Annotated in this window: 24 protein-coding genes and 1 pseudogene; 17 read left to right on the top strand and 8 right to left on the bottom strand. The window is 36.5% G+C overall.

Annotated features, from left to right (window positions below; translation table 11 throughout):
* Positions 1–339 precede the first annotated feature (339 nt).
* The gene (locus ACIQXI_RS06640) at positions 340–531 is read left to right on the top strand and encodes a hypothetical protein (RefSeq protein ID WP_402922791.1); all 192 of its coding nucleotides are present in this window, start codon (positions 340–342) and stop codon (positions 529–531) included.
* 72 nt (positions 532–603) lie between these two features.
* Here the strand turns inward: ACIQXI_RS06640 and ACIQXI_RS06635 are convergent, their stop codons facing one another.
* The gene (locus ACIQXI_RS06635; protein ID WP_402922789.1) at positions 604–798 is read right to left on the bottom strand and encodes a hypothetical protein; all 195 of its coding nucleotides are present in this window, start codon (positions 796–798) and stop codon (positions 604–606) included.
* 261 nt (positions 799–1,059) lie between these two features.
* Here ACIQXI_RS06635 and ACIQXI_RS06630 point away from each other — a divergent pair, with 261 nt between their 5' ends.
* On the top strand, positions 1,060–1,308 hold the full coding sequence (locus tag ACIQXI_RS06630; protein ID WP_402922787.1) for a hypothetical protein: 249 nt from the start codon (positions 1,060–1,062) through the stop codon (positions 1,306–1,308).
* A gap of 465 nt (positions 1,309–1,773) precedes the next feature.
* Here the strand turns inward: ACIQXI_RS06630 and ACIQXI_RS06625 are convergent, their stop codons facing one another.
* Together ACIQXI_RS06625 and ACIQXI_RS06620 are read right to left on the bottom strand one after the other, a co-directional pair.
* Positions 1,774–2,400 (bottom strand): hypothetical protein, encoded by a 627-nt coding sequence (locus tag ACIQXI_RS06625; RefSeq protein ID WP_402922785.1) that lies wholly within the window; start codon positions 2,398–2,400, stop codon positions 1,774–1,776.
* 881 nt (positions 2,401–3,281) lie between these two features.
* Positions 3,282–3,785 (bottom strand): DUF1648 domain-containing protein, encoded by a 504-nt coding sequence (locus ACIQXI_RS06620; protein WP_402922783.1) that lies wholly within the window; start codon positions 3,783–3,785, stop codon positions 3,282–3,284.
* A gap of 92 nt (positions 3,786–3,877) precedes the next feature.
* On the opposite strand from ACIQXI_RS06620, the pseudogene ACIQXI_RS06615 reads away from it, so the two are divergent.
* The 3 genes and pseudogenes from ACIQXI_RS06615 to ACIQXI_RS06605 all read left to right on the top strand — a co-directional run bounded on the left by ACIQXI_RS06615 (position 3,878) and on the right by ACIQXI_RS06605 (position 6,940).
* A pseudogene (locus ACIQXI_RS06615) lies at positions 3,878–4,618 on the top strand (sulfite exporter TauE/SafE family protein).
* Between the two features lie 11 nt (positions 4,619–4,629).
* Positions 4,630–5,571: a PD-(D/E)XK nuclease family protein gene (locus ACIQXI_RS06610; RefSeq protein WP_402922781.1), complete on the top strand. Its 942-nt coding sequence runs from the start codon at positions 4,630–4,632 to the stop codon at positions 5,569–5,571.
* A gap of 607 nt (positions 5,572–6,178) precedes the next feature.
* Positions 6,179–6,940 carry a hypothetical protein gene (locus ACIQXI_RS06605; RefSeq protein ID WP_402922779.1) on the top strand — a complete coding sequence of 254 codons (762 nt, stop codon included), beginning with the start codon at positions 6,179–6,181 and terminating at the stop codon, positions 6,938–6,940.
* 458 nt (positions 6,941–7,398) lie between these two features.
* On the opposite strand, the gene ACIQXI_RS06600 is transcribed toward ACIQXI_RS06605, so the two are convergent.
* Entirely contained in the window at positions 7,399–7,629 is a 231-nt protein-coding gene (locus tag ACIQXI_RS06600) for a hypothetical protein (protein WP_402922777.1), read from the bottom strand.
* 91 nt (positions 7,630–7,720) lie between these two features.
* Here ACIQXI_RS06600 and ACIQXI_RS06595 point away from each other — a divergent pair, with 91 nt between their 5' ends.
* A complete protein-coding gene (locus ACIQXI_RS06595) occupies positions 7,721–8,155 on the top strand; it encodes a hypothetical protein (protein ID WP_402922775.1) in 435 nt (144 codons plus the stop codon).
* Between the two features lie 888 nt (positions 8,156–9,043).
* Here the strand turns inward: ACIQXI_RS06595 and ACIQXI_RS06590 are convergent.
* Entirely contained in the window at positions 9,044–9,472 is a 429-nt protein-coding gene (locus tag ACIQXI_RS06590; RefSeq protein WP_402922773.1) for a hypothetical protein, read from the bottom strand.
* 93 nt (positions 9,473–9,565) lie between these two features.
* On the opposite strand from ACIQXI_RS06590, the gene ACIQXI_RS06585 reads away from it, so the two are divergent.
* From ACIQXI_RS06585 to ACIQXI_RS06555, 7 genes are all read left to right on the top strand, one after another.
* Positions 9,566–11,254, top strand: a complete 1,689-nt coding sequence (locus ACIQXI_RS06585) for an AAA family ATPase (protein ID WP_402922771.1) — start codon at positions 9,566–9,568, stop codon at positions 11,252–11,254.
* Between the two features lie 326 nt (positions 11,255–11,580).
* Positions 11,581–12,096 (top strand): TetR/AcrR family transcriptional regulator, encoded by a 516-nt coding sequence (locus ACIQXI_RS06580; protein ID WP_402922769.1) that lies wholly within the window; start codon positions 11,581–11,583, stop codon positions 12,094–12,096.
* Positions 12,097–12,179: 83 nt separating this feature from the next.
* The gene (locus ACIQXI_RS06575) at positions 12,180–12,599 is read left to right on the top strand and encodes a DUF3995 domain-containing protein (protein WP_402922768.1); all 420 of its coding nucleotides are present in this window, start codon (positions 12,180–12,182) and stop codon (positions 12,597–12,599) included.
* A gap of 43 nt (positions 12,600–12,642) precedes the next feature.
* The gene (locus tag ACIQXI_RS06570; RefSeq protein WP_402922766.1) at positions 12,643–13,260 is read left to right on the top strand and encodes a histidine phosphatase family protein; all 618 of its coding nucleotides are present in this window, start codon (positions 12,643–12,645) and stop codon (positions 13,258–13,260) included.
* 112 nt (positions 13,261–13,372) lie between these two features.
* Entirely contained in the window at positions 13,373–14,209 is an 837-nt protein-coding gene (locus tag ACIQXI_RS06565; protein ID WP_402922764.1) for a D-alanyl-D-alanine carboxypeptidase family protein, read from the top strand.
* Between the two features lie 8 nt (positions 14,210–14,217).
* Positions 14,218–14,769, top strand: coding sequence for a hypothetical protein (locus ACIQXI_RS06560; protein WP_402922762.1), 552 nt, complete (start codon positions 14,218–14,220; stop codon positions 14,767–14,769).
* 116 nt (positions 14,770–14,885) lie between these two features.
* Positions 14,886–16,151, top strand: coding sequence for a polysaccharide deacetylase family protein (locus ACIQXI_RS06555; protein ID WP_402922760.1), 1,266 nt, complete (start codon positions 14,886–14,888; stop codon positions 16,149–16,151).
* A 64-nt stretch (positions 16,152–16,215) separates the two neighbouring features.
* Here ACIQXI_RS06555 and gltS read toward each other — a convergent pair whose 3' ends face one another.
* Positions 16,216–17,400 carry a sodium/glutamate symporter gene (gene gltS, locus ACIQXI_RS06550; RefSeq protein WP_402922758.1) on the bottom strand — a complete coding sequence of 395 codons (1,185 nt, stop codon included), beginning with the start codon at positions 17,398–17,400 and terminating at the stop codon, positions 16,216–16,218.
* Positions 17,397–18,362, bottom strand: coding sequence for a formimidoylglutamase (hutG, locus tag ACIQXI_RS06545; protein WP_402922756.1), 966 nt, complete (start codon positions 18,360–18,362; stop codon positions 17,397–17,399). Before hutG ends, gltS begins: the two co-directional genes overlap by 4 nt.
* 128 nt (positions 18,363–18,490) lie before the next feature.
* Here hutG and ACIQXI_RS06540 point away from each other — a divergent pair, with 128 nt between their 5' ends.
* The 4 genes from ACIQXI_RS06540 (at position 18,491) to ACIQXI_RS06525 (ending at position 22,667) form a co-directional block, all read left to right on the top strand.
* Positions 18,491–19,381 (top strand): LysR family transcriptional regulator, encoded by an 891-nt coding sequence (locus tag ACIQXI_RS06540; protein ID WP_402922754.1) that lies wholly within the window; start codon positions 18,491–18,493, stop codon positions 19,379–19,381.
* A 213-nt stretch (positions 19,382–19,594) separates the two neighbouring features.
* Positions 19,595–20,830 carry an acyl-CoA dehydrogenase family protein gene (locus tag ACIQXI_RS06535; RefSeq protein WP_402922752.1) on the top strand — a complete coding sequence of 412 codons (1,236 nt, stop codon included), beginning with the start codon at positions 19,595–19,597 and terminating at the stop codon, positions 20,828–20,830.
* Positions 20,827–21,603, top strand: a complete 777-nt coding sequence (locus ACIQXI_RS06530) for an SDR family oxidoreductase (protein WP_402922750.1) — start codon at positions 20,827–20,829, stop codon at positions 21,601–21,603. Before ACIQXI_RS06535 ends, ACIQXI_RS06530 begins: the two co-directional genes overlap by 4 nt.
* 11 nt (positions 21,604–21,614) lie before the next feature.
* Positions 21,615–22,667, top strand: a complete 1,053-nt coding sequence (locus ACIQXI_RS06525) for a phosphotransferase family protein (protein ID WP_402922748.1) — start codon at positions 21,615–21,617, stop codon at positions 22,665–22,667.
* 323 nt (positions 22,668–22,990) lie between these two features.
* Here the strand turns inward: ACIQXI_RS06525 and ACIQXI_RS06520 are convergent, their stop codons facing one another.
* The gene (locus tag ACIQXI_RS06520; RefSeq protein ID WP_402922746.1) at positions 22,991–23,926 is read right to left on the bottom strand and encodes a hypothetical protein; all 936 of its coding nucleotides are present in this window, start codon (positions 23,924–23,926) and stop codon (positions 22,991–22,993) included.
* Between the last annotated feature and the right edge of the window lie 25 nt (positions 23,927–23,951).

Here is a 23,951-nt window from a genome sequence, read left to right as displayed (position 1 = left end):
TTCGTTTTGTTACTTTGTGGACTTGTTATAGGCATTCATATACCGTTGTTATTTCCATACGCAGGTATATTAGGTAGTAAGACATTGATTACTACTTATTTTGAAAAGTAACAATAAATTAGTCCAGTAAAAAGGCACAATAGAGGTGGATTTAAGATTTGAGCAAACAAACCTGTTTGGTATGGTAGATGATAGTTAAAAGATTGTACTGGAGGATATCTATAAAGCATTGGAGGAAATAGCGATGACAGATGAATATATACGTAAAGCATTTAAGCATGGTAAGAAATCAGTCAAGATCCTGACAATATCATCGTTTACCAGTCACGAGTCAAGTATATGCTAGATGAAGCAGCTCAAATCGAAGATGCGAAATATTACGCACAACAAGAGGGAATAGAAAAAGGCATTAAACAAGGGATAGAAGGCATTGCAAAAAAGAAGATGTTAAAAGGAAATAGTGATAAAGAGATTATGGAATTAACTAACTTATCATTAGCAGAAGTTCAAGCGTTACGCCAAGACGTTTAATCAAGTGAAAAAGCATTCAAGGAATATGGACCATTCTTGAATGCTTTTTCTATTTGTTCTCTATTATGGACTCTATACACCCATTTTTCTTCGTGTATTGCTTGTTTTTTTCGTCTGCTGACTTGTCATTTTCTTTGTTGACGTATCGCCATTCAATTTACCTTTAGTTGTAGCATTTTTATTCTTTTTGTTTTCAAGTTGTTGCTTGACGGCTTCTTGCAAACTCATTTTCTTTTTTGGTGCTTCAGTCTGATTATTTTCTGTCATAGGAGATTCCCCTTTTGGAATAAGATTGTTAATAGTTAGTTTCAGTATAATCTATTTTCTATAATTTGTGAAACGTGGTACAGAAAATGGAATGATTATTCATAGATGTGGTTAAGATGTTATTCCGAGGGTATAAATAAATACTGATAAGGCTCGCTTAATTGTGAGTATTTACAAATAAATGTTTAAAAAATGCATATTTTCATTTTAATTTTCTCATTCTAATATATACAAGCACTTTGAAAGGAAGTGGGAAGTATTTTGTATAGCAGAAAACAATTAATCTGGGCATATTGTATCTCTAGTTTGACTTCGATTATTGGCACTTTAGCGATTTTTTTAATATTAGATTATTATCACTATACAGCAGATATCGGATTATTTTATAAACTGTTACTTTCATTTATTAGTGGTGGCCTTATTGCTTTCGCTTTAGGACTATTCTTAGTGAATCTATACTTTGAAAGTATATTCTCTCACAATAAAAAGAAAATGAATGATGTCATGTAAACGATAAAAGTCGATTGGTCCAAAATTATGGGATTCAATCGACTTTTGATGAGTGATGTTGAAATGGGTCAATTTCAAGATATAAAGCTAGTGGTTCGATTATGTTACTGTTTACATATATTATGTCAAAAAAATATCTAGTTCGACCTCTTCCTAAACAATGTAAGTTAATTCAATCTTTGCAGCTCTCAATAAAGTGCATGAGATTTGAATTTTTATAAGTAGAAAATATGAATTTTACTTACTTTTAGTCGGATAGTTTAGAATAAAAATTACGCTCCCTGCAAATACTGCAAAGATGATTGATCTTACTAGGCCTGATATACTGAATTCAGTATCCTTAACTATCATGATAAAAATACTTATAGAAAAAAATAAAGATGCGATTACTAATCTGTTTTTTAATATATTTTTAATTTTTTTCATAGTAAACACCTTCTCTAATTAGCCAAGTACACTGTCTAATTATTCACAGTTACTTTTTCCGGGGAATTTCTTATCCATTTCTTCTGCACATTTAGATTGAATAAATGCTATTGTTACAACAGCCCCTGCAATATTCGATCTAATCCCAAGCTTTAATATATGTGAAGCAGCTAATTTGAACTTTTTATCAAATATTAAATTCGCTAAGGTGCTAAGTGAAGAAACTAAGCCAAAATGTTCTTTTAATCCTTTGGAAAGACAGCTGTTATGTGCCGCTCTATATTCAGCGGTTGGTCTCATTAAATGCCACCCACAAGCAACAGCTCTAGTTTCAATCTTAGAATGGATAGAAACATCTACTTGTTTAATATCTACAAATAAATTTTCATCTTCGAATGCTTGAATAAGCTCTTCATAACCGTCATATTTTTTTAAATTTTTTACAAATATTTCTTTATCATATCCGAGAAAGTATCCGTCGTTGTCAGTAATAATTCCTTTTTCATAAATTAATTCTAGAGATTCTTCAATCAAAGCGAGAATCTCTTCGTCATCGGGGTAATCGTTCGCAACCGTATTTTCTGTAAATACACCAAGTATAGAAAACATTACAATAACAACGACCATAGTTCCTTTAAATAAAGTATATAGACTATTTTTTATCATAATATCACTCCTGTTGAATGTATTTAATAAAAACTATTTGCTGTTAAATGGGTACTTTAAAATAAAAAATATACCAGTAGCTATTGCAGCGAAAAGCGTATAAGCAAGTAAATCCTGTAGGTTGAAATTTCCTAAATCCTTCAATAACCATAACCTAACGAAAAAAGCGATAAAGAAAAAGCCAGATGCTATTATTACTTTGTCTTTTTTTGACGTATTTTTAATAGAAAAAACCTCCTAGTTGTTAGCGGAAGAGGCGGGGCACGTATTTAGTAAAATACTAATCAAATCCAAAAGGAAATCTTATATCTAAAAGTGTAACAATGCATGTTAAGAAAAGAGCCCATACCATAGATGTTAGTAATCTTCTTGTATAGGATGATTTTGGGGTCTCTTTGTAAGGAGAACCGGTTACGAACGAAGGAATAAAAATAATTAAAGTAAAATACAAAAAATATGCGAGTGATTGATAATACCACATGAATCGTCACCAACTTTCTTTGACGTACGAAATGGTAGATAGCTAAAATTGTACAACTTGTACGCGAACGTTATTGAATAAATTCTTATATGCCAAATACCTATTTTCATAGTAGAGGGGTCAATTCGTAATTGAGGATTTACCTGCACTTTAGTTGCGCATTTTTCGAAAAGTAGAAGTTGTCCCTTTACTGTTCCTAACTCAACTTAAGTCATCCTCCTTTGCTATTTTATAGATTAATTACAAAAATTTTATCATTGAGAATAATTATCAGTCAAAGGATTTATGGGGGATTTTATCGTTTTTTTGTTATGAGTTGATGATGGAAAAGGACGCTACAATCAGCAATTTGGCACTGTGTTATCATAAAAAAAGCTAGTTGCACGTAGGTGTTGTGCAACTAGCTTTTTAATTTATGTTGGAGATATAGTCCACGAATAATACCCCAACTAAAGATGATAAATAACAGAGCAAGAAAGGCATAAGCATGCCATTGTTGTAAAATACGACTATGTCCCATTGCCACTGTTAAATCATTGAAAAGTGAATATGTAAAATACAGCAATATACTGTTTTTCATTAGACAGAAGGTGATGATGCCATTTTGTCGCTCGCTATGAGATAAGGAAGGTTTGTTTTTGCGTATTACAGGGTAAGCCGCTTTTATTTCCAAGTAATGCAAAAGTAAAAATAGCAGTAATGCTACAAAGGGTAAATAAAAGATGGCGATTTTAGGGCCGAACTGTGCATGTTCTGTCGTAAAGCTTTGTAAAACTGGAATGGACGAGGGAAGCTTACGATATTGAATCAAAGTGGCGGTAATGCTAGCTGTAAAAATGGTCGCCACTAGAATAGTCAGTTGTTTGCACAGTTTTGGCGTCGGTGTTTTTTGTTGTGCATGCATAAGATCACCTCATTATGTACTCCTTTCAAAATAGGATTCTGTTATACTGTAACATAAGATTGTCATCAAGTGGTTGCAGAAAGAAGGATTAGATGGAATACATTTTATTTTTAGTGATCGGTATTGCAGGTAACCTGATCGGCACATTAGTTGGTGGTGGCGGATTAATTACATTACCAACGATGATGCTGATGGGCGTACCGGTTCACTCAGCAATTGGAGCGAATAAAGTTTCCAATATGGTCAGTGCTTTTTCTAGCTTTTATACATTTTTTTGAAGAAAAGAATTGTCATGGGTGGAAATGCGTTCTGTGTTGCTTGTCTCATTAATTGGTGGCACATTGGGTGGGCTCTTTGCTTCCTTTATGAGTGGTCAGACGTTAACGCTGATCGCAATAATATTACTAGGCTTTGCACTTATAATGTCTTTTATCGGTGGAGCAGACTTTGGTGAAGAGGAAAGCTTTAAAATGAATCGCAAAAATGGCCCCATTTTGCTTGGGGTAGGATTTTATGATGGATTATTTGGTCCAGGTAGTAGCACGTTGGCACTCTATACTTATGCCCATGAAAAACTATCTTATATAAAAGCTGTAGGTTTGTCTCGTGTCGGTGTATTTGCCATGTGCTCTGGGGCTGCCATTACTTATATTGCAACGGGTAAAATAGAATGGCCGTTAACAATTGTCTTAATGCTAGGTTCGATTATCGGTGCGCAAATTGGCATTATCCTTGCACGAAAGGTTAAGGCAAAGCAAGTAAAGATATTGTTGCGTGTTGTCACAATTGTCCTAATTCTACAACTTGTTTATGATTTCTTCCAACAGTTATAAGGAGGGTTCACATGTTTGAAATATCACCTTTTCCAAGCTTTTCGTGGTCACTTTCACGCCATAAAACATTAACAAGCTGTGCCAGAAAATATGGCTATGAATATTATTTTTCTCATAATGGATGGTTGAGCCATCAAGTGGAGCCCTTTCATCAACATGTCTATCGCTTAAAAAAGCTACAATCCATGCCTATTCTGTTTGGACAAATTGTCCACCGATTAATCGAGCAAACGATTATCGATTATTTGCAGACCAAGGCTGTACCGTCTGTCGCGGAGCTTGTAAACCAGGCTCGTGGTCAACTTAATGCTGCCTTTATTGATTCGACTCGGCATGTGGATTTGTGGAGGCATAAGCCGAATAAGTTTTACATGATGCAGGAAATTTATTATGATGGACAACTAAATACGGAGCTTATTGCAGATTATAAAAGTCGCTTGGAAGCAGTGTTTACGAACTTTCTACAAAGCGAGACATTTTTGCAAATCACCGCCCATTCAGGTTCCTTACGAATTGGTGAGCCCGAACAATTCCGCTCGATGAAAATTGAGGATACACAAGTGTTTGTTGTAATGGACTTTCATTATTATAATGATCTAGAAGATAAATGGATTATTATTGACTGGAAGACAGGGGGGCCATCTGATGATGACCGCCAGCAATTAGCGCTCTATGCTTATTACATTCAACAAAAATATCGTGTCGAGCTAGACAAAATCGAAGTTTACAATGAGTATTTACTGACGGGGCAACGACAACAATATACATTTACATCTTTCGACATGGACAATATTTTACATACATTTCGACACAGTGTTTTAGAAATGAAAAAGTATCAAGCCGATATCCTGTCAAACGAGCCTATGGACCTTGAGGATTTTGAGCAAACATCTGACGAATGGCGCTGTCTGAGATGTAATTTTAAAGAACTATGTCCCACCAAAATCAGTTGAAAAATTGAACAAGTTAAATCATTGAAATGGTCGCTTGCATCATTTTTATCTTTTTTTGTTAAATGACTATATGTGTTGATGGCCATTTCAACTGCATGTGCGCTAAATCTTAAAGCAACCTTTGGTAGTTGTTGTGCAACTAGTCTTTCGCAAGTAATAACACCTAAAACCTAGGAAATCAATTAATATTGATCCTAGGTTTTTTTGTAAAATTTTACTCTTGCCCTTGTAAAGGTAATTGGCGATAAATTTCAGGCATACTGCTTTACTCGACAAACAAAGCGCACTTTTACTATCAATAACGTTTGAGCAGTTGTTCCAGTCATTCCTAAAGAGCGTAAAGGTGTATGATAAACGCGGAGCAAAGAAGATTACATCATAAATATGTAGTGTATGCTATACAATCATTACAGCGTGACTACAAGGTGATTGAAAGCCTAAAATAGTCCATATATTTAGATAATTGGGTAGAATGGTAGATGAATGAGATAATGATATGGGAAAATACTCTACTTTTGTTGGGTTTTTAACATCTGTTGGTGGAATATAAGATTACTAGTATATAATAATTATATTCTTTTAAATGAAACTGTGTAGGAGGAGAATAATGAAAAAATTATTTATTGTGTTACTAGCAGCATTCGTATTTGCAGTAGTAAATCCAATAAAATCAGAAGCGAAAGTGATGTATGATGGAGCTGAAGTTGTCAAAGGGCAAACAGGAAAAATGACCTTTAAAAAAGACATCAAGGTGTACAAGAAAAATCCAGATGGTACGTTTGAATCTTTAGTGGTTAAGCGAAATAACTTCTTTAGAACGTATGATATTGAAAAGTATGATAAAAAAATATTCTATCAAATGGGGCAATACCGCGTACAAGCAACTGATTTGGTAATTTTCAAAGAAGTACCAATAAAAATTCGTTCATCTTTCTATAGCAATCCAGTGTATATTGTTATCAATCGTGATGGTGTATATAATATGGGGTATTATGGAAAATTCTTCAAAGATGGTGGTATTGGTGGTATTTCTTTCTTGGATACAGATAGTGGACAACTGCTGAAGTTTTCCGAGAGCTATGGCGGTGAAGGGTTATGGTATGATAAATATCCTGGTACAGATCTTAAAATCGCTGAGGAAATATCGAGAGCAAGCCATGTACGTTTGGAGTTAACAAAAGATGCTGGTGGGAAAAACACGCCTCTAAATGAAGCTAAACCTTTAACAATGCATGCAAAAGGAAGTATTTTTACATCGCTTGGTGTTGAAGTTAATGGTTATCTATATGTGGACAATGGCTTAGGAGGAAATGGCGAACAATATTTTTGGCTTCCAGTAAATTTATTAAAGCCAGTTGGAGATAAGTAATAGATTAAGAATTATATAAAGCCCTCTTATTTATTTGATAAAGGGGGCTATTTTTGACATGCGGATAGGATGTCTATCGATGTCTTGGGTTTAGCTAAAAAACTATTAAAAGACCATTCCGTAATGGGTGGTCTTTCGCTATAAAATAAGTGACCAACAAGTGACCAACAAGTGACCAACAAGTGACCAACAAGTGACCTAAAAGGATTTTTAGTAACAGTTAGTGATTAATAACGAAAATACTAAGACTGAAAAACGTTGGTAAATAAAGCTTTTGATTTACAATAAAACTTTATGAAAGCTATAATTAAATATCAAGCCGATATCCTGTCAAACGAGCCTATGGATTTTGAGGATTTTGAGCAAACATCTGCTGAATGGCGCTGTCTGAGATGGAATTTTAAAGAACTATGTGAAAAATGATAGCTATCAAAACATTGATAGCTATCATCGTAAAATTACTTGTTCAAAACAAAAAATCCGACAATCGCGATAAATGTGAATAATACATTTAAAAGCATATAGACGGGTCGATGTTCTTTATACGTAACAACCATTGCGATAACAGACGATATAACAGCTAAAGGAATTGTGACAAATTGGATGTCCCATAAATAAAAGCCGTCAATGTACACATAAGCTGTTAGCATAGCCGTAATAATGGTCCACTTTATTGTGTTTTTCGACATAATATTTCCTCCTTATGCTTAAAAATACAAAAAAATAATAGCATAGTGGAGCGATTTTCGTAAACTATAAGCCAAAAAGGAGCGTTTTAAAATGTTTAAAAAAATATTACTATTTTGTGCTGTCGTAACGATGTTAGCGGCGTGCAGCAATAATGAAGCAACGGAAAAAAATAAGGCAACAAATGATGCTACTTCACAATCGCAGGAGCAACAAGTAGATCAACAAAATGAAAGTGTCGAACAGCCGGCACAACTAGAACAAAATGCTGAAGCGGAAGACACAACTAGTGAAACAAACGATACGAATGAGTGGGCTTCATTACCTGAATATAACAAAATTATGGAACAAATCGATAATCAAACGATTCACTTTGAAAAGGTAACTGATTCCACTGATAAACGCATTTTATTAATTGTGGATGAAAATGGCACTAAGCTCTATAAATCTATTTTTATTAAAAATACAAATCGTTTAAAAATCATTAGTATTGAAGGTAATGGGCAGATTTTTAATGATACTTTGTAAATGCGATTTAACATGAGGATGCTTCGGCGATTCCTCATGTTTTTTCTATTCAACTTGATTTTGTGATGATTCCTGAGGTTTGTTGGTCATACCAAATTTAAAAGCAATACCTCAATGCTATCATCATTTTAATTGAGCAATTGCCAAATTAATAATATAAAAGAAAGAATAGCTCCGAAAATCACTGTAATCGTCATCGTACAATAGCTAATAATTAATGTTGCTATATTTTTTACATCTTTTAAACCAATAAGAGCGAGAAAAAAACATCCGATTGTTAAGAGCAATAGTATGTTTAAAGGATGAAAATGAAGATGAGTAAGAAAAAAATTGATAATTGATGCAGATGAACTGACTATAAAGAATAGTGTGATAGTGCCTAGTGTTAGAATGAATGACCAAATATTTAGATTTACCATACATTTCCTCCTTTTTATTGAAACGAATACTCGCAATATAAGTTCCATCGAACTGTCTTCAAAAAAGTAAAAAGTGGTGGTGAGCGAATGGGATAGCAGAATTTTTAACCATTGTTTTTATTGTTTTAAAGCTAACAGAAGTGATTACATGGTCCTGGTGGCTTGTGCTATTACCAGCAATCATTTCTTTTAGCATTTATATACTTATTATATTGGTAAAGGCTGTAATTGTATTGGTAACCCTTGTGATTATGAAGAAACGTCAGGAACGATAGAAATGGCTTGTTATACAATTTATGGAGTATGAAGGGGGTAGCAAGAGGCTATCATGTTGTGGGTGAAATTAAAGACTATCCCCCTGGCAGTAGCAATTTTTAGTGTCATCCAGTAGCTTCCATGACGAAAGGGCAAAGGGGAGACGCAACACTTGCTAAGCAATGTGTTGCGTCTTTTTTCGTTGGACTTTCTTTTAAAACAACGCTTCAATTGAAGCAGTATCTACTTTGTCCAACAGCTTATAGTCCTTCATATAATTTTCTTCATATAAATAAACAAAAAGATGTGTTGCATCATCAAGGCGTATGCCGATTTCACGATGATCATTGATTCGTAATGTTAACCAGTAAGCCTCTTTAGAATCAGACTTCGCAAAATACACTTTTCGAATGTCCTTGTTATGAAATAAATCCATAATGTCATTGATTTTAGCTGGATTTTTTATCGTGATGGTTTTTTCATCTGATGCACGAATAATTTCAATTTCATTTATCTGTTTGATTTCAAGTCGCTCAATTACTTCCTTATCGAAAGTAGAATCACGCGTCATTAAGGATGTCGAAATATACAAGATAATGAGAGGTATTAAAATAAACAAAATGATTTTATAGCTTCTTTTCATGGTAATCTCCTTAAATTCTAAAAATTCACACATATGTATGCTGTTCCACGCTATAATTGAGCATATACTGAATTGATAAAGGAAGGCAATAAAATGAACTATAATCATCAAGAAAAAGAGCTATTTTACCCAGATGGGACATTAATGTATCGTGGTGGGGTTAAGAAAAACGATTTTGGTCATGATATTTATGATGGCAAGGGCACAATTTTTGATCAGGAGGGTGAATTGTTATTCGAGGGTGAATTCGTCAATCACATGAAGCAAGGGAACGGCATTATGTATTTAAAAGGTCAAATGATCTATCAAGGCGAGTTTATTCAAAATAAGAAACAAGGCACGGGTATACTATATAAAGAGGGAAAGATCTATTACGAAGGTCATTTTCGTAATGACTTAATGGATGGCTATGGCACTTTATATTATGAAGAAGATGTGCTTCTGCCATTTAAAGATTTAAGGGAGCAATATCCACATTTAAATCGACCGCAATATGAAGGAGATTTTGTCCACGGGATGAAAAAAGGAAAAGGGACACAATATTATCCGAGTGGTTTTTTACAATACGAAGGTGATTTTATGTGGAACCATATGCAAGGGGCTGGGAAGTACTATTATGCCCCCGAAACGCCAACTGCCTTGGAGCTCGCTGAAGGTGTAACCGGCCTGCACTATGAAGGGTATTTTTTTGAAGATATGAAGCATGGGAAAGGGAAAGTATATTCAAGATACGGTGTGCTGGAAGCGGAAGGTCAATTTAAAGAGGATGTTATGACTGGTAAAGGAACACTTTATTATGCAAATGGGCAAGCCTCTTATATTGGTGACTTGGTAAATGGTGTAAAGCATGGGCGTGGCGATTATTATAATGAAGATGGCAAAATTATTTATAGTGGTGAATTTATCCACGGTGAACGGCTACGTATTACGCCTGAAGTAGAGCAGGAAATTAATAAGCTACAGGCGCAATTAGATGGGCTCGTGGGGCTTCCGAATGCCAAAAAGGAATTACATAATCTAATTAATTTTATTAAAATTCAAAGCTTACGTGTAGATCATGGTTTAACAAGTTTCCCTATTACGTATCATCTTGTATTTTCCGGTAACCCTGGAACAGGAAAAACAACTGTGGCCCGCATAATAGGTCAAATTTATAAACATCTTGGCGTGTTGTCTAGTGGACATTTTGTTGAAACAGATCGTGCTGGATTAGTAGCCGGATATGTTGGGCAAACAGCCTTAAAAGTACAAGAAGTTGTGAAGAAAGCAACGGGGGGCGTGTTATTTATCGATGAAGCATATTCATTAATTAATGATAAGCAAGACGCATTTGGCAAAGAAGCCATTGATAGTTTGTTAAAAGCAATGGAAGATTTACGAGATGATTTAGTCATTATTGTTGCGGGCTATACAGAGCGTATGGAGGAATTTTTACAAGCCAACCCAGGTTTCAAGTCGCGCTTTAATCATTTTGTCCAGTTTGATAATTTTAGTACCGATGAGCTTTATGAAATATTTGCAACGCTATGTAAAAATAACGACTATCGTTATGGCGACACATTTGCCCAACAGATGAAAACCCAATTAAATCAGATTCCTGTTGAATCCATTCCGAACTTCTCAAACGGTCGCTATATTCGAAATGTCTTTGAAAAGCTGGTGACTATTCAGTCAAATCGATTAATCCAGCAGCACAATATATCAAGAGATGAGCTAATGGAATTTACAGATAGCGATATTTTATTAGCGATTTCGGAAAACCTGTTTGATAGTACGTTTTAGCAATTAGCATGAAAACCATAATGCCTAACAATTCCATCTTCATATTTACCATGAACGATTAATATATTAAATGGATACTTTATTAATAGGGAGTGTATGATGAAAAAAATAGTGCCATGGTTGTTAGTGCTAGCATGTGTTTTACCAACATTTTTGCACATTAAGATTACGATTAATAATAATATTGATGTGCATAAAGGAAGTAAAACGCAAGATTAACTTTATGGCCTCTTAAAATCAGTAAGGGGCTTTTTTTATTGACAAAATTTAGAATCAAAATTAATTTAAAGTAAACATACGGTTGTGTATGTTTACTGGGGGTATACATGACACAATTAACGAGAGAAGACTGGATTAAGGCTGGTTTACAACAATTAGCGGACGCAGGCATACATAAGGTACGCATCGAAAAGCTTGCACGTTTGCTGAAAATCAGTAAGGGAAGTTTTTATCATTATTTTCGCGATCATCAAGAACTGTTAGATGCGATGATAGATTATTGGGAAATCCATGCAACAAAGCGAATCATTGAAAGTATGGAGCAAGCGGATTCAACATTAGAGCAGCTTTTATCGATAAGTTTTAGTAGCGATAAAAGCATGGAAATGGGCATTTATGCTTGGGCTAAATATGACAAAGGAGTAGCAACGAGATTAGTGGATATTGAAGAGAAAAGAATTTGTTGTCTTGCACGGTTGTACGAGAAGAAAGGCCACGACACCTTAGCAGCATTAGAGCGGGCAAAAGTCGCTTATTTATCTTATATAGGCTGGATGACAAGATATAAAGACAATCCTAATTTCACAATAGCAACAATGCTGGAACTATTAGTAAAGATTTAAAATGTAGTCCCCCATAACAGTGGGGGATCTATTAATAACTGAAACATACGATTAAGTATGTTTTTAAGAACAGGAGAGCATCAATGCGTATTGTTTTATTATTAGTTGTTAGTGCTTTGTTTCTTATTAGTATGTTACATGTTTATTGGGCTTGTGGAGGTCGTTGGGGTGCGAAAGTGGTAGTACCTATAAAGAAAGATGGGCAAGAACCTGTTTTTGTCCCTAGGAAATTAGCAACATTGTTGGTGGCATTTTTGCTTCTGGTAGCGGCATGTCTGCTGTTCGTACAAGGAATCTATTTGCAAGGAGTTCAAGAAGTCACCTTGTTGACATTTGGTTGCGCCGGGTGTGCTGTTATTTTCTTTATTCGGGCCATCGGGGATTTTAAATATGTTGGATTTTTTAAAAAAATAACACATTCACTATTTGCTAGAAATGATACGTGGTTTTATAGCCCACTCTGTTTGCTCATTGCCATAGTGTATTTATTTGTACTATTTTAAATTTACCTGTACAATCTGAATATTATTGGTATTTACAGGAGGTATGGTATTGAATCAAATCATTTATTTACTTCGACATGGAGAAACTATTTTAAATACGCAAGGACGTTATCAAGGACAGCTTGATTCGCCATTAACAGAAGTTGGAATGGAACAGGTGCAACAAAATGCCGATATGTTGAAAAATCTTATTGGCAATCCACAACAGTGGAAAGTAGTTTCGAGTCCTTTAGGGCGAGCTTTACAGAGTGCCGAAATTATTTGTCACACTATTGGCTATGACTTTAATAAAGTAGAAAAAGACGCTCGACTAGCTGAAGTAGCTGTTGGTGATTGGGCGGGTTTAACAACGAAAGAAATTGAACATGGCTGGCCAGCTCTGCTCGAAAACACCGATCATTATAATTGGTATTTTAATGCACCAAATGGAGAAAGTTACGACGAGGTGGTCGCAAGATTAACAAATTGGCTTGAGAGTATCCAAGATGAAGCAAACGTGATTGTTATATCCCATGGTTTAACGGGGCGTATTTTAAGAGGTATCTATGCTGGGCTAGCAAAGGAAAATGCCCTTAAGTTGGACGTATCACAAGATGTATTTTTTAAATTAACGCAAAAAGAGATCCAAAACATTTCGTTAGCATTCGATGATTTTTATTAATTATTTTATTACATATTGAGTAATAGCGTAATCCTTAAGAATTTCTTCATAAATTTCCTACAGGAATATTCAGAATTGCCTCCTATTATAATGTGTGGGAGGCGTTTTTTTTATGAAAAAATTTAGTTTATTTTGTTGTATTTGTGCTGTTGCAATATTTTTCTATATGAATAATACAAACGACCAAGTAGTGGATATTGAGCTACCATCGTTACATAGTAAAAATGCCTTATTATTAAATGAAAAAGGCGATGTGTTATATGAAAAAAATGCAGATGCCATTATTTATCCAGCATCGTTAACGAAAATTATGACAGCGATTGTAGCAATTGAGGCGAGTGAAGATTTACAAATGCAAACGATGGTTACGCCACAAACCATTGCCAAATATACGGCGCAAAATGCTTCGATGGCGGGCTTTCAAGCTGGCGATTTGGTGACGATTGAAGATTTATTATACGGTACATTACTAGCATCTGGTGCAGATGCAACGGCTACGTTAGCAATAGCCATTGCAGGTAGTGAGAAGGCATTTGTGGATCTAATGAATGATAAAGCATCGGAGCTTGGGTTATACGATACCCATTATGAAAATGTCAGTGGGCTTCATCATCCAGCACATGTATCGAGTGTTCGTGATATTAGTAAGCTTTTTCAGTATGCTATTGAAAATCCTACCTTTTATCAAATGTTGACTACAAAAAGTTATGCAACACATGTGCCTAATGAATTAACGATTTCAAGCACACTATTTACTAAAATGGATGGAGTGGAAAGTGCCATTCTTGGTGGTAAAACGGGCTATACTCCGGAAGCAGGCCTTTGTTTAGCATCATTGCTAGAAAAGAACGGAGAAGTATATATTTTTGTTACGACCAATGCAGAAGGGCATGTTTGGACACCACCGTTCCATGTGGAAGATGCCATGGCAGCATATCAGGCACTTTAGGAGGAAAAATGAAAAGAATCATCGTTTATTTACTTTTTAGCACAGTCCTTTTTACTGGATGCACTGCACAAGCACCGGAAGTAGAACAAGCCACTTGGGAGCCTTTCATTGCCACATATGTAGGGGATGCAACGAATGTTAGTAAAATAGCAAGTACAGTCTTTCTGTATGGCGATACAGTTGATCACTTCGATTTAAGGGGGGAGGTAATGCGTGTCATTTACAAAAACGATGATGAAGCATTAAGTGAATGGTTTTCGTCTGCCATCTCCAAAAATAAAGGGATTGTCTATAACACAATGATGGCTGCCATTTTAGTACCAAATGCGAAGGGTTATTGTTTTGAAGTGGATGGAGTTGGGTATGAAATTGCTAGAGATGTTCTGATAGAGGAAATGGCCAATTTATTTTCAGCATTACCTCAAGGAAACGACTTTTTTAATGTAGAAAAAGTAAAGTACTTTTTACAAAAGCATGAACGAACGATTCAGCAATATGCCGTTGATTCAGATTATCAACAAATATTGATGTCGAAATTTACTATTAGTAAATCTAGTTGATTATTACTATTTTCTGGGATGAGAGCTTCCACTATAATAAGAATCAAATCCTATGTTTTTCAGCTTATTTTACACGGGAAAGGACATCAGTGATTGCATAAAGGCGGTGTAGAATAATGAAAAAATTATTACCTTTAGCTTTAATTTGGGCATTTTTTTGTAGTATAGCGATGGCAGGGCATGTTTCTGCAAATGAAGTTAGAACGGGGACGATCCAACAGGTTACAATGGATGCAACGGTCTATGTAGAAGCTTCAACGGAAAGTAATGTCATCGGTCATGTGAAACAAGGCAATTTCGTGGTTGCTACACCTTTTAATGAAGAATGGGTATATATCCAGATGTCACAGCTAGAAGGGTATGTAGCAGCAACGACATTAGCCGAGTTGACGCCAGAAAAGGCGGTTGTTGCAAAAAAAGGTGGTACCAACTTATTTAAATACCCAAGTCCAAGTGCCCAAAAAGGTGGACAGCTATATGAAAGTAGTTTGTTAGTTGTCTATGGTACAGCCCCTGGCGGTTGGTCGTATGTTCAATATGGCCATGAATACGGCTATGTTGCGACAAGTGTACTTAAAAAGCCAACGGTGACAAAAAAGCAGGTAAACGCACCTAAAGGAGCCGTTATTCATTTGACAGCGAGTCCGAGTGGTGAGGTTCTAGGGAAACTAGCACACAAAACAATTGTCCAGCAATATACAATCGTGGCAGGTTGGGCATATGTTGAAGCCGGCGAACAAAAAGGGTACATAAAGGCTTCTGAGCTAACAGATTTAAAGATAATTGATAATAAGGTTTATAATAAAGGGGTTCCTGTAGCAAAAGGGGCAAAAAAACGTGTAGCTTTAACATTTGATGATGGGCCTGATGCGAAGGTAACGCCTCAAATATTAGCCATATTAAAAAAGTACAATGTCAAGGCTACATTTTTTATGGTTGGGAAAAACGCCTCGAACAATCCGAAAACTGTCGAGCAGGTGTATAAGGAAGGGCATGAAATTGGCAACCATACTTGGAATCATCCGAAGCTAACGAATTTAGCAAAAGCCAGTGTGAAAGAAGAGGTAGATCGCACAAGCAATGCCATTTACAAGGCTATCGGTCAATATCCAACTGTTTTTCGACCTCCATATGGTGCAACCAGTGACCAAGTTCGCTCTGTAATTACGATGCCTTCTATTTTATGGTCGATTGATACACTCGATTGGAAGCATCGTAATGCCGATAGAATACTTACTTATGTCAAAGCGTCCGTTAACGATGGTAGCATTATTTTAATGCATGATATTCATCAGACGACAGCTGATGGATTGGAAAATGTCATTCTGTATTTACAACAACAGGGCTATGAATGTGTGACTGTTAGCGACATACTACAATAAGGAATCTATGAAGTTATGACTATCATTAAAAAAAGCCGTGCAGTCTGTGCACGGCTTTTTAATGTTATTTAAATAGATTAATTGTTGTAATAATAATAGGGATACCAAAGACGTCGATTAAAAATGCGCCGACAATTGGTACAACGAGGAAAGCTTTTGTAGATGGACCAAAGCGTTGAACAACGGCAGACATATTCGCCATAGCATTCGGTGTTGCACCTAAGCCATGTCCTGCAAAACCTGCTACCATTACGGCCGCATCATAATTTTTGCCTAGTAATTTAAATAATACAAAAATACAGAATAGAACGATGAATAATACTTGTACAAATACAATGATAAATAGAGGTAATGCTAAGTCGGCAATTTCCCATAATTTAATGCTCATTAACGCCATTGATAGGAAAACCCCTAATGTAACGTCACCGATTAAAGAAATGCTTTTCATGTTAATGGCATTCGGTTTCACTTTATCTAAAATGTTACGAACGAATACCGCGACAAACATAGCCCCTACGTAGCCTGGTAAAACGAAACCTGTAGCTTCAGAGAATAAAGTTCCCACATATGTTCCGACAGCCATACAAAATGTAATAATCACCACTTGTGTAAAGAATGAATCCGATGTAATTTGTTCATTTTTATTTTCATAATCAACAGCTTTTGTTTCTTGTTCATCAGGTGTTAAATTGTATTTACCAACTAAATATTTTACAATTGGTCCACCGATTAGACCACCGGCTACTAAGCCACATGTTGCAGCGGCAGCCCCGATTGTCATTGCTGAAGAAATCCCTAAATCTTCTAAAGTTTGTCCGAAAGCAGCGGCAGCCCCGTGGCCACCTTCCATGGATACAGCTCCTGCCATCATACCGATTAGTGGATGAATGCCCATAAGAGAAGCAAGTGACACACCAATAACATTTTGCATTAACGCAAGGAAGCCACATGCCAACCAATATATCACGAGCAGTTTACCGCCAAGCTTTACAAGTTTAAAGCTAGCACCTAAACCAATGGTTGTGAAGAATGTAATCATAAATAAGCTTTGTAATGATGTATCAAGCGAAATTTCTAAAACGCCAGTCGTTTTTAAAATAGTAGCTAATGCTGCGAACAGTAAGCCCCCAACTACCGGTGCTGGAATACAGAAGCGCTTTAAAAAGTTTACTTTATTAATAAGAAAACTACCAAATGCAAATAGTGCGACTGCGAGAAATATTGTTGTTATTTGATTAATTTCGATCATGAACCGTTCCCCCTAATTAAGTGATTGAGTGCATCATAGACAAAGTAAGCACCCAATTTAACTGTTTGACCATTTTCATCTAGTAATGGATTTACTTCACAAATATCAAAAGAATGAGTATTCGGATGTGATGCTACTTTTTGAATTATGGAGCGTACAGTTTTTGTATCTAGTCCAAATGGTGATGGTGCACTTACGCCAGGTGCAAAGGCTGTATTTAAGACATCCATACATAACGTAAGTAAGATCGTATCATGATGATCCATAAACTGTTGTAGATCATTCATGATGTTTGTTTGATTGTCCGTTGTCATTTGGTCCTCTAACACATATTTCACTTGTAGCTCATGTGCTTTATCAAACAGCTCCTGCGTATTGCCGTAACGTTGAATGCCTAGTACAAAATAATCCGCATGTGGATCTTGTTCTAAAATTTGACGGAACATTGTACCGGATGAAGGCTGTTCATCGTATGGTCGTAAATCAAAATGTGCATCGATATTAATAATGCCGATGCTCGCATCTTTTGGCAGTGCGGCACGTATGCCTAAATAGTGTCCGTACAGTGTTTCATGTCCGCCACCGAGAATAATACACTTCATATTTTTTGTGCGTAATTTTTGGACAATTTCACCAAGCTCACGCTGCGCATCTTCTAACGCATGATTGAGGCAAATAACATTGCCGACATCAACAATTTCTTGTTGCGCATCAAATGTCCACGGTAAGCTCGCTAATGCTTCACGCAGCGCATTTGGTCCATTAGCTGCACCAACACGTCCTTGATTACGGCGTACACCTTCATCACATATAAAACCGACAATTCCAGCATTTTGCTGTTGTGAAGCGCTTACATCATTAATAGCTAATCGTTTTACTTTTTGGTGTAAACGGAAACTACTAGGATTAGTAGTTGAATCTATACGACCTTTCCATTGTTTTTGATCTGTCATTGTATACATCTCTTTATCAACTCCATTAACATTATTCATGTAGTGTTAATTTATTATATATTCACATAATTATATTTACTAATATATAATTATTATTAATCTATAGTTTTTAACTATAAATATGGAGGTATGCTGTTTTGGATTTAAAACAATTACAATATTTTATTGCCGTGATTGAGCACATGAATTACTCGAAAGCAGCCGAAAAACTGCATATTTCTCAACCTTCTTTAAGTAATGCGATAAAGAAATTAGAGCAAGAAGTTGGTTCTTCTTTACTTGATAGAAATACGAGAAATTTGCAGTTAACGGAAGCGGGAGAGCTGCTCTATGAACGCGCAAAAGTTATATTAAAAAATATGGAAGTGCTAAAAATTGAAATGGACGAAGTGATTGTTCACGGAACGAGCGACTTAACAATCGGGGTGATGGAATCTGTTAAGCATTGGTTACCGAAAGCAATTGGTAAATATAAAAAGGTTTATCCACAAATGAAGTTTCATTTAGTTGATATTTTAGGCAGTAAACGTGTTAAAAAATCACTCAAGGGCTATAAAACACATGTCCTCATTACTAATCAGTTGATGGATGATGATGAGCTTGAAGTCAAGTGCTTGTATGAGGAACGACTAGTAGCAGTATTGCCTTTAGAGCATCCGTTAGCGACCAAAGATGTATTGACGATTGCGGATTTAAGTAATGAGCCCTTTATCATTAGTACAGATGGGTTCCAAACCCGACAAGACATTTTGAAGGCATTTGAACAGGCTGGTGAAGAAATTAACGTACAATTTGAAATTGAACGTTTCGAAACGGCCGTTTCACTTGTGCGTGAAAACCTAGGCATTACCATTTTGCCTGAAAATTATTTACAGGGACCGACGGCCAAGACGATTGTGCAAAAAGAAATTGATTGCCCTAATTTACAAAGGAATGTTTATTTAGTGTATTTGAAAAGTCGTCATCTACCTTTTGCCATCAGTCAATTTATTGATGGGGTTGTTCATTACTTTGCCAGTGGAAAATAATATTCACACTATTTTAAAATAATTAAAAATAAGAGAGTGAAAGAAAAACAATTTGAGGATTTATGCTGTTTTGGGTGTATATTTTCTCCTTTGTTCAAATTTTTCTGAAATAGATGATTGATTTACATGGCATATAGCGGTAACATTTATTGTAAGAATAAGAATGAACAATCATTCATTTCAATCGGATTGTCAAACAAAGGGGGCTTTCATATGCATTTTTCTTATAGTGAAAAAGTAGTCGACCTGCAAGAAAAACTATCGAATTTTATGGAGCAGCATATTTATCCAAATGATGCGGTATATGCGGCACAGGTGGATGCAATGGAGGATCGTTGGGGAGCGATTCCTCCGATTATGGAAGAATTGAAGCGTAAAGCACAGGAAGCGGGGCTATGGAATTTATTTTTACCTGATAGCGAGTATGGCGCTGGTTTATCAAATTTAGAGTATGCTCCTTTATGTGAGATTATGGGGCGTTCATTAATAGCGCCAGAAGTGTTTAACTGTAATGCCCCTGATACGGGGAATATGGAGGTGCTTGTACGCTATGGCTCGGAGCAGCAAAAAAAGCAGTGGCTGGAGCCGCTATTACGCGGGGAAATTCGCTCTTGCTTTGCCATGACAGAGCCGGCAGTAGCTTCTAGTGATGCGACTAATATTGAAGCGAGTATTGAACGTGATGGTAATGAGTATATTTTAAATGGTCATAAGTGGTGGACAACAGGAGCTGGTGATCCACGTTGTAAAGTGGCGATTTTTATGGGAAAACATAAGGATTCCACAGCACCTATTCATGAACAACAATCCATGATATTAGTGCCAATGGATGCTCCAGGTGTTAAAATCGAGCGCATGTTAACGGCCTTTGGCTATGATCATGCACCAGAAGGACATGGTGAGGTGACGTTTACCAATGTGCGAGTACCTGTGGACAATATATTATGGGGAGAAGGCAAAGGTTTTGCGATTGCGCAAGGACGACTCGGTCCGGGACGTATTCATCATTGCATGCGCCTCATTGGAGCAGCCGAACGTGCTTTAGAGGAAATGTGCAAACGTTTACAGGAGCGTCATGCATTCCATCGACCTTTAGCAGATCAAGGCGTCATGCGTGAACGGATAGCTGAGTCGCGCATTGAAATTGAACAGGCAAGATTGCTAACGTTAAAAGCTGCGTACATGATGGACACAGTAGGCAATAAAGAGGCGAAGGCAGAAATTGCCATGATAAAGGTAGTAGCACCAAATATGGCATTGCGGGTTATTGACAGAGCTATTCAAGCATTTGGCGCAGCTGGAGTAGGTCCCGATACGACATTAGCTGCTCAATGGGCCAATTCACGTACATTGCGTTTAGCAGATGGACCAGACGAGGTTCATCGCAATACTGTAGCAAAATTAGAACTGAAAAAACATGCCCCAAAGCAAAAGGAGCTGGTAAAATGACTGTTCTTGACCTATTTAGCTTGCAAGGGAAAACGGCTATTGTTACCGGTGGTGGTCGTGGGCTCGGTGCACAAATAGCCCAAGGCTTTGCAGAGGCTGGTGCCAATGTTGTGTTATGTTCACGAAAAGTGGAGGCTTGTGAAGAAGTGGCCGCACAGCTTGCGAAATTAGGTGTACAAACACTGGCGCTTGGCTGTGATGTGACAAAACCCGAAGAAATAGAAAATGTGGTGTCACAGACATTAGCAATGTTTGGCAAGATTGATATTTTAGTCAATAACAGTGGAGCTTCTTGGGGGACGCCGGCTGTGGACATGCCATATGAAGCTTGGCAAAAGGTATTTGATGTCAATGTCAATGGCACATTTTTAATGTCGCAGGCTGTAGGCAAAGTTATGCTCGAACAAAATGCTGGGAAAATTATTAATATCGCATCTATTGCTGGACTTGGTGGAACACTACCTGATTTTATGGATACAGTCGGCTATAACGCAAGTAAAGGTGCAGTCATAACGTTAACGAAAGATTTAGCAGTGAAGTGGGGACCATCAGGTATTAACGTTAATGCGATTGCCCCCGGATTTTTCCCGACGAAAATGTCCAATGTCTTAATTGAACGAGGTCAAGATTATTTAATGGGCGCTACACCGTTAAAGCGTTTAGGTTCTGACAATGATTTAAAGGGCGTTGCACTATTTTTAGCAGCTGCAGCTTCGGATTATGTGACAGGTGATGTTATTGTCGTTGATGGTGGGATGAGTGCAATTATTTAAGGGGGGTTCCTATGGATACGATGCAAGTAAGAAGAAGTGAACGGATCGATGCAGAGTCATTACATGTTTTTTTAAAGCGACAATTCCCAGACATACCGGAAGGGAAACTAGAGATTACTCAATTTAGTGCTGGTCATTCAAATTTAACTTACTGTTTGAAAATTGCAGATTTTGAAGTCGTACTTCGTAGGCCACCTCTTGGGCCTGTTGCGAAAAAAGCGCATGATATGAAACGTGAATTTACTATTTTATCGGCGCTCCATCCGTTTTTAGCAGTCGTACCAAAACCATATGTGTATGTTGAAGATACGAGCATTATAGGCAGTGATTTTTTCTTAATGGAACGAAAAACGGGTATTGTCTTGGATACGCAATTCCCATCAGGGACAGTAGCAACAGAACAACTAGCACGTCAATTGTCTGAAAAAATGGTGGATTCATTAGTAGCGCTCCATGCTATACCTTATCAACAGACTCCGTTAAAAGAAATAGTCAAGCCTGAAGGGTTTATGGAACGCCAAGTGCATAGTTGGGTTGAACGTTACGACAGAGCGAAAACAGCAGAGCTTCCAGAGGTAACAGCGCTGACTGCTTGGCTAAAGGATAATTGTCCGACATATCAAGAGGCGACAATTATTCACTATGATTATAAATTTAATAATGCTATGTTTTCACAAGATTATGGACAAATGATTGGGCTTTTTGATTGGGAAATGACAACTGTGGGTGATCCATTAGCAGACCTCGGTGTTGCAATGAGCTATTGGATGCATGCAGATGATCCCAAAATGTTGTTGTATGCTCTAGGGGAGCCACCGATTACAACGTTACCGGGCTTTTATACGAGAGAGGAATTTATCGCTCGCTATGCGGCGAAAAGTGGACGCGATGTTTCTACAATCGACTATTATATTACGTTTGCTTATTTTAAATTAGCAGTCATTTGCCAGCAAATTTACTATCGCTACGTCAACGGGCAAACGAAGGACGATCGGTTTGCCCAAATGGATACGATGGTAGCTGCACTTATTCAGCAAGCTACTAAAAGTATAGAAGTAGGTTAATAGAGGTGCTTTGATTGTAGGTGTTCCTAAACTTGGGGAGCATCGACAATCTTTTTTTTGTTAGGGGCTATTTTACTTGATAGATAAAACTACAGATTATCCGACATTAATATTTATAGTTTTAAGTTATCCTCTCGCACCATGGACATAAGGTACTACAAAATATTCACGATAAAGTAATAAAAGAGGGGGAATGTGTGTTCTATTTCGGAGTTTATCATAAACTGTACAGGAAAATCAATGCTAAATTCTTGCTTCTACAGTAGTACAAAAAAAGAGCAGACATATCTGTCTACCCTTCTTTAAGTCTTTTGATTATTTTCTCATTTATTAAAGAATCTAGTGCACGCATACAAACCTGTAACACCTGTAATTTCTGCTGCTAAGCTACGTAAAGCTGATCCACCCACACGTAATTTTTCTTCCCAAGATGTAGCACCAGCAATTAATTTTGCACTTTCTTTAAAACCACCGAGAGCTTTAATATAATTTCTAACTTTAATAATTTTAGCTGCTACAAATAAATTTGAACCAACAAACCAAACTAAAGCTGCACTACATGCTCCTATTGCAACCCAATCTGGATCTGCCAATACAGGAAATGCAGTATTTTCATTAAAATTCACGGTTTGAATTAAAGTGTTATCAACCACTTCATAATAAGTAGGTACATCTACACCATTAGCATCAACTGCCCAAGCTTTCCCGAAAACACTTTGAATAATGTTATTTTCATCTACAATAAAGACTTCTTCTGTATCTAACCCATTTCCAGGGACGTCACCAAAGTAATCAGTAGATGAAATGAGCTTATGTCCTTCTGGTATATCCAACTCAAATTTATATTCCTTTGGAGCACTTGAATCTTTAATATTTACAATACTTCTAACGCCAAATTCCGTCGGTTGCAAAATCAAGTCTACTGGACCGTCATTCTTATACTCATAGCTACCTGATTCTGTAATTGTAGGTTTACTTAACTTCATATTATTCGGTATACCAATTTTTAAATCTTCTCCGGTCCCCTTACTTTTCAGAAGAATTCCATCATCAAATTCACTTGGTAGATTAATAATATTAAAATCATTTTCCACAACACCATTTTCGTTTGCTTTAATTAAATCATTAGTACCAGTAATTTCTTCTGTCTTAATAGCCGCTGAAGGAACTAGTGAATGTGCATATGTAGCACTACTTAAAGTTGCACTCAATAAAAGAAAAGCGGCAAATAAACTAGTTATTTTTAGTGTTAATTTCATATCATGCACCTCCTAAGTGTGTTAT

This window comes from Lysinibacillus sp. NPDC097195 (assembly GCF_044762075.1).
Lineage (GTDB): Bacteria > Bacillota > Bacilli > Bacillales_A > Planococcaceae > Lysinibacillus.
Note: the sequence above shows the minus strand (reverse complement) of the source record. Positions and strands in the feature narration are given on the sequence as shown.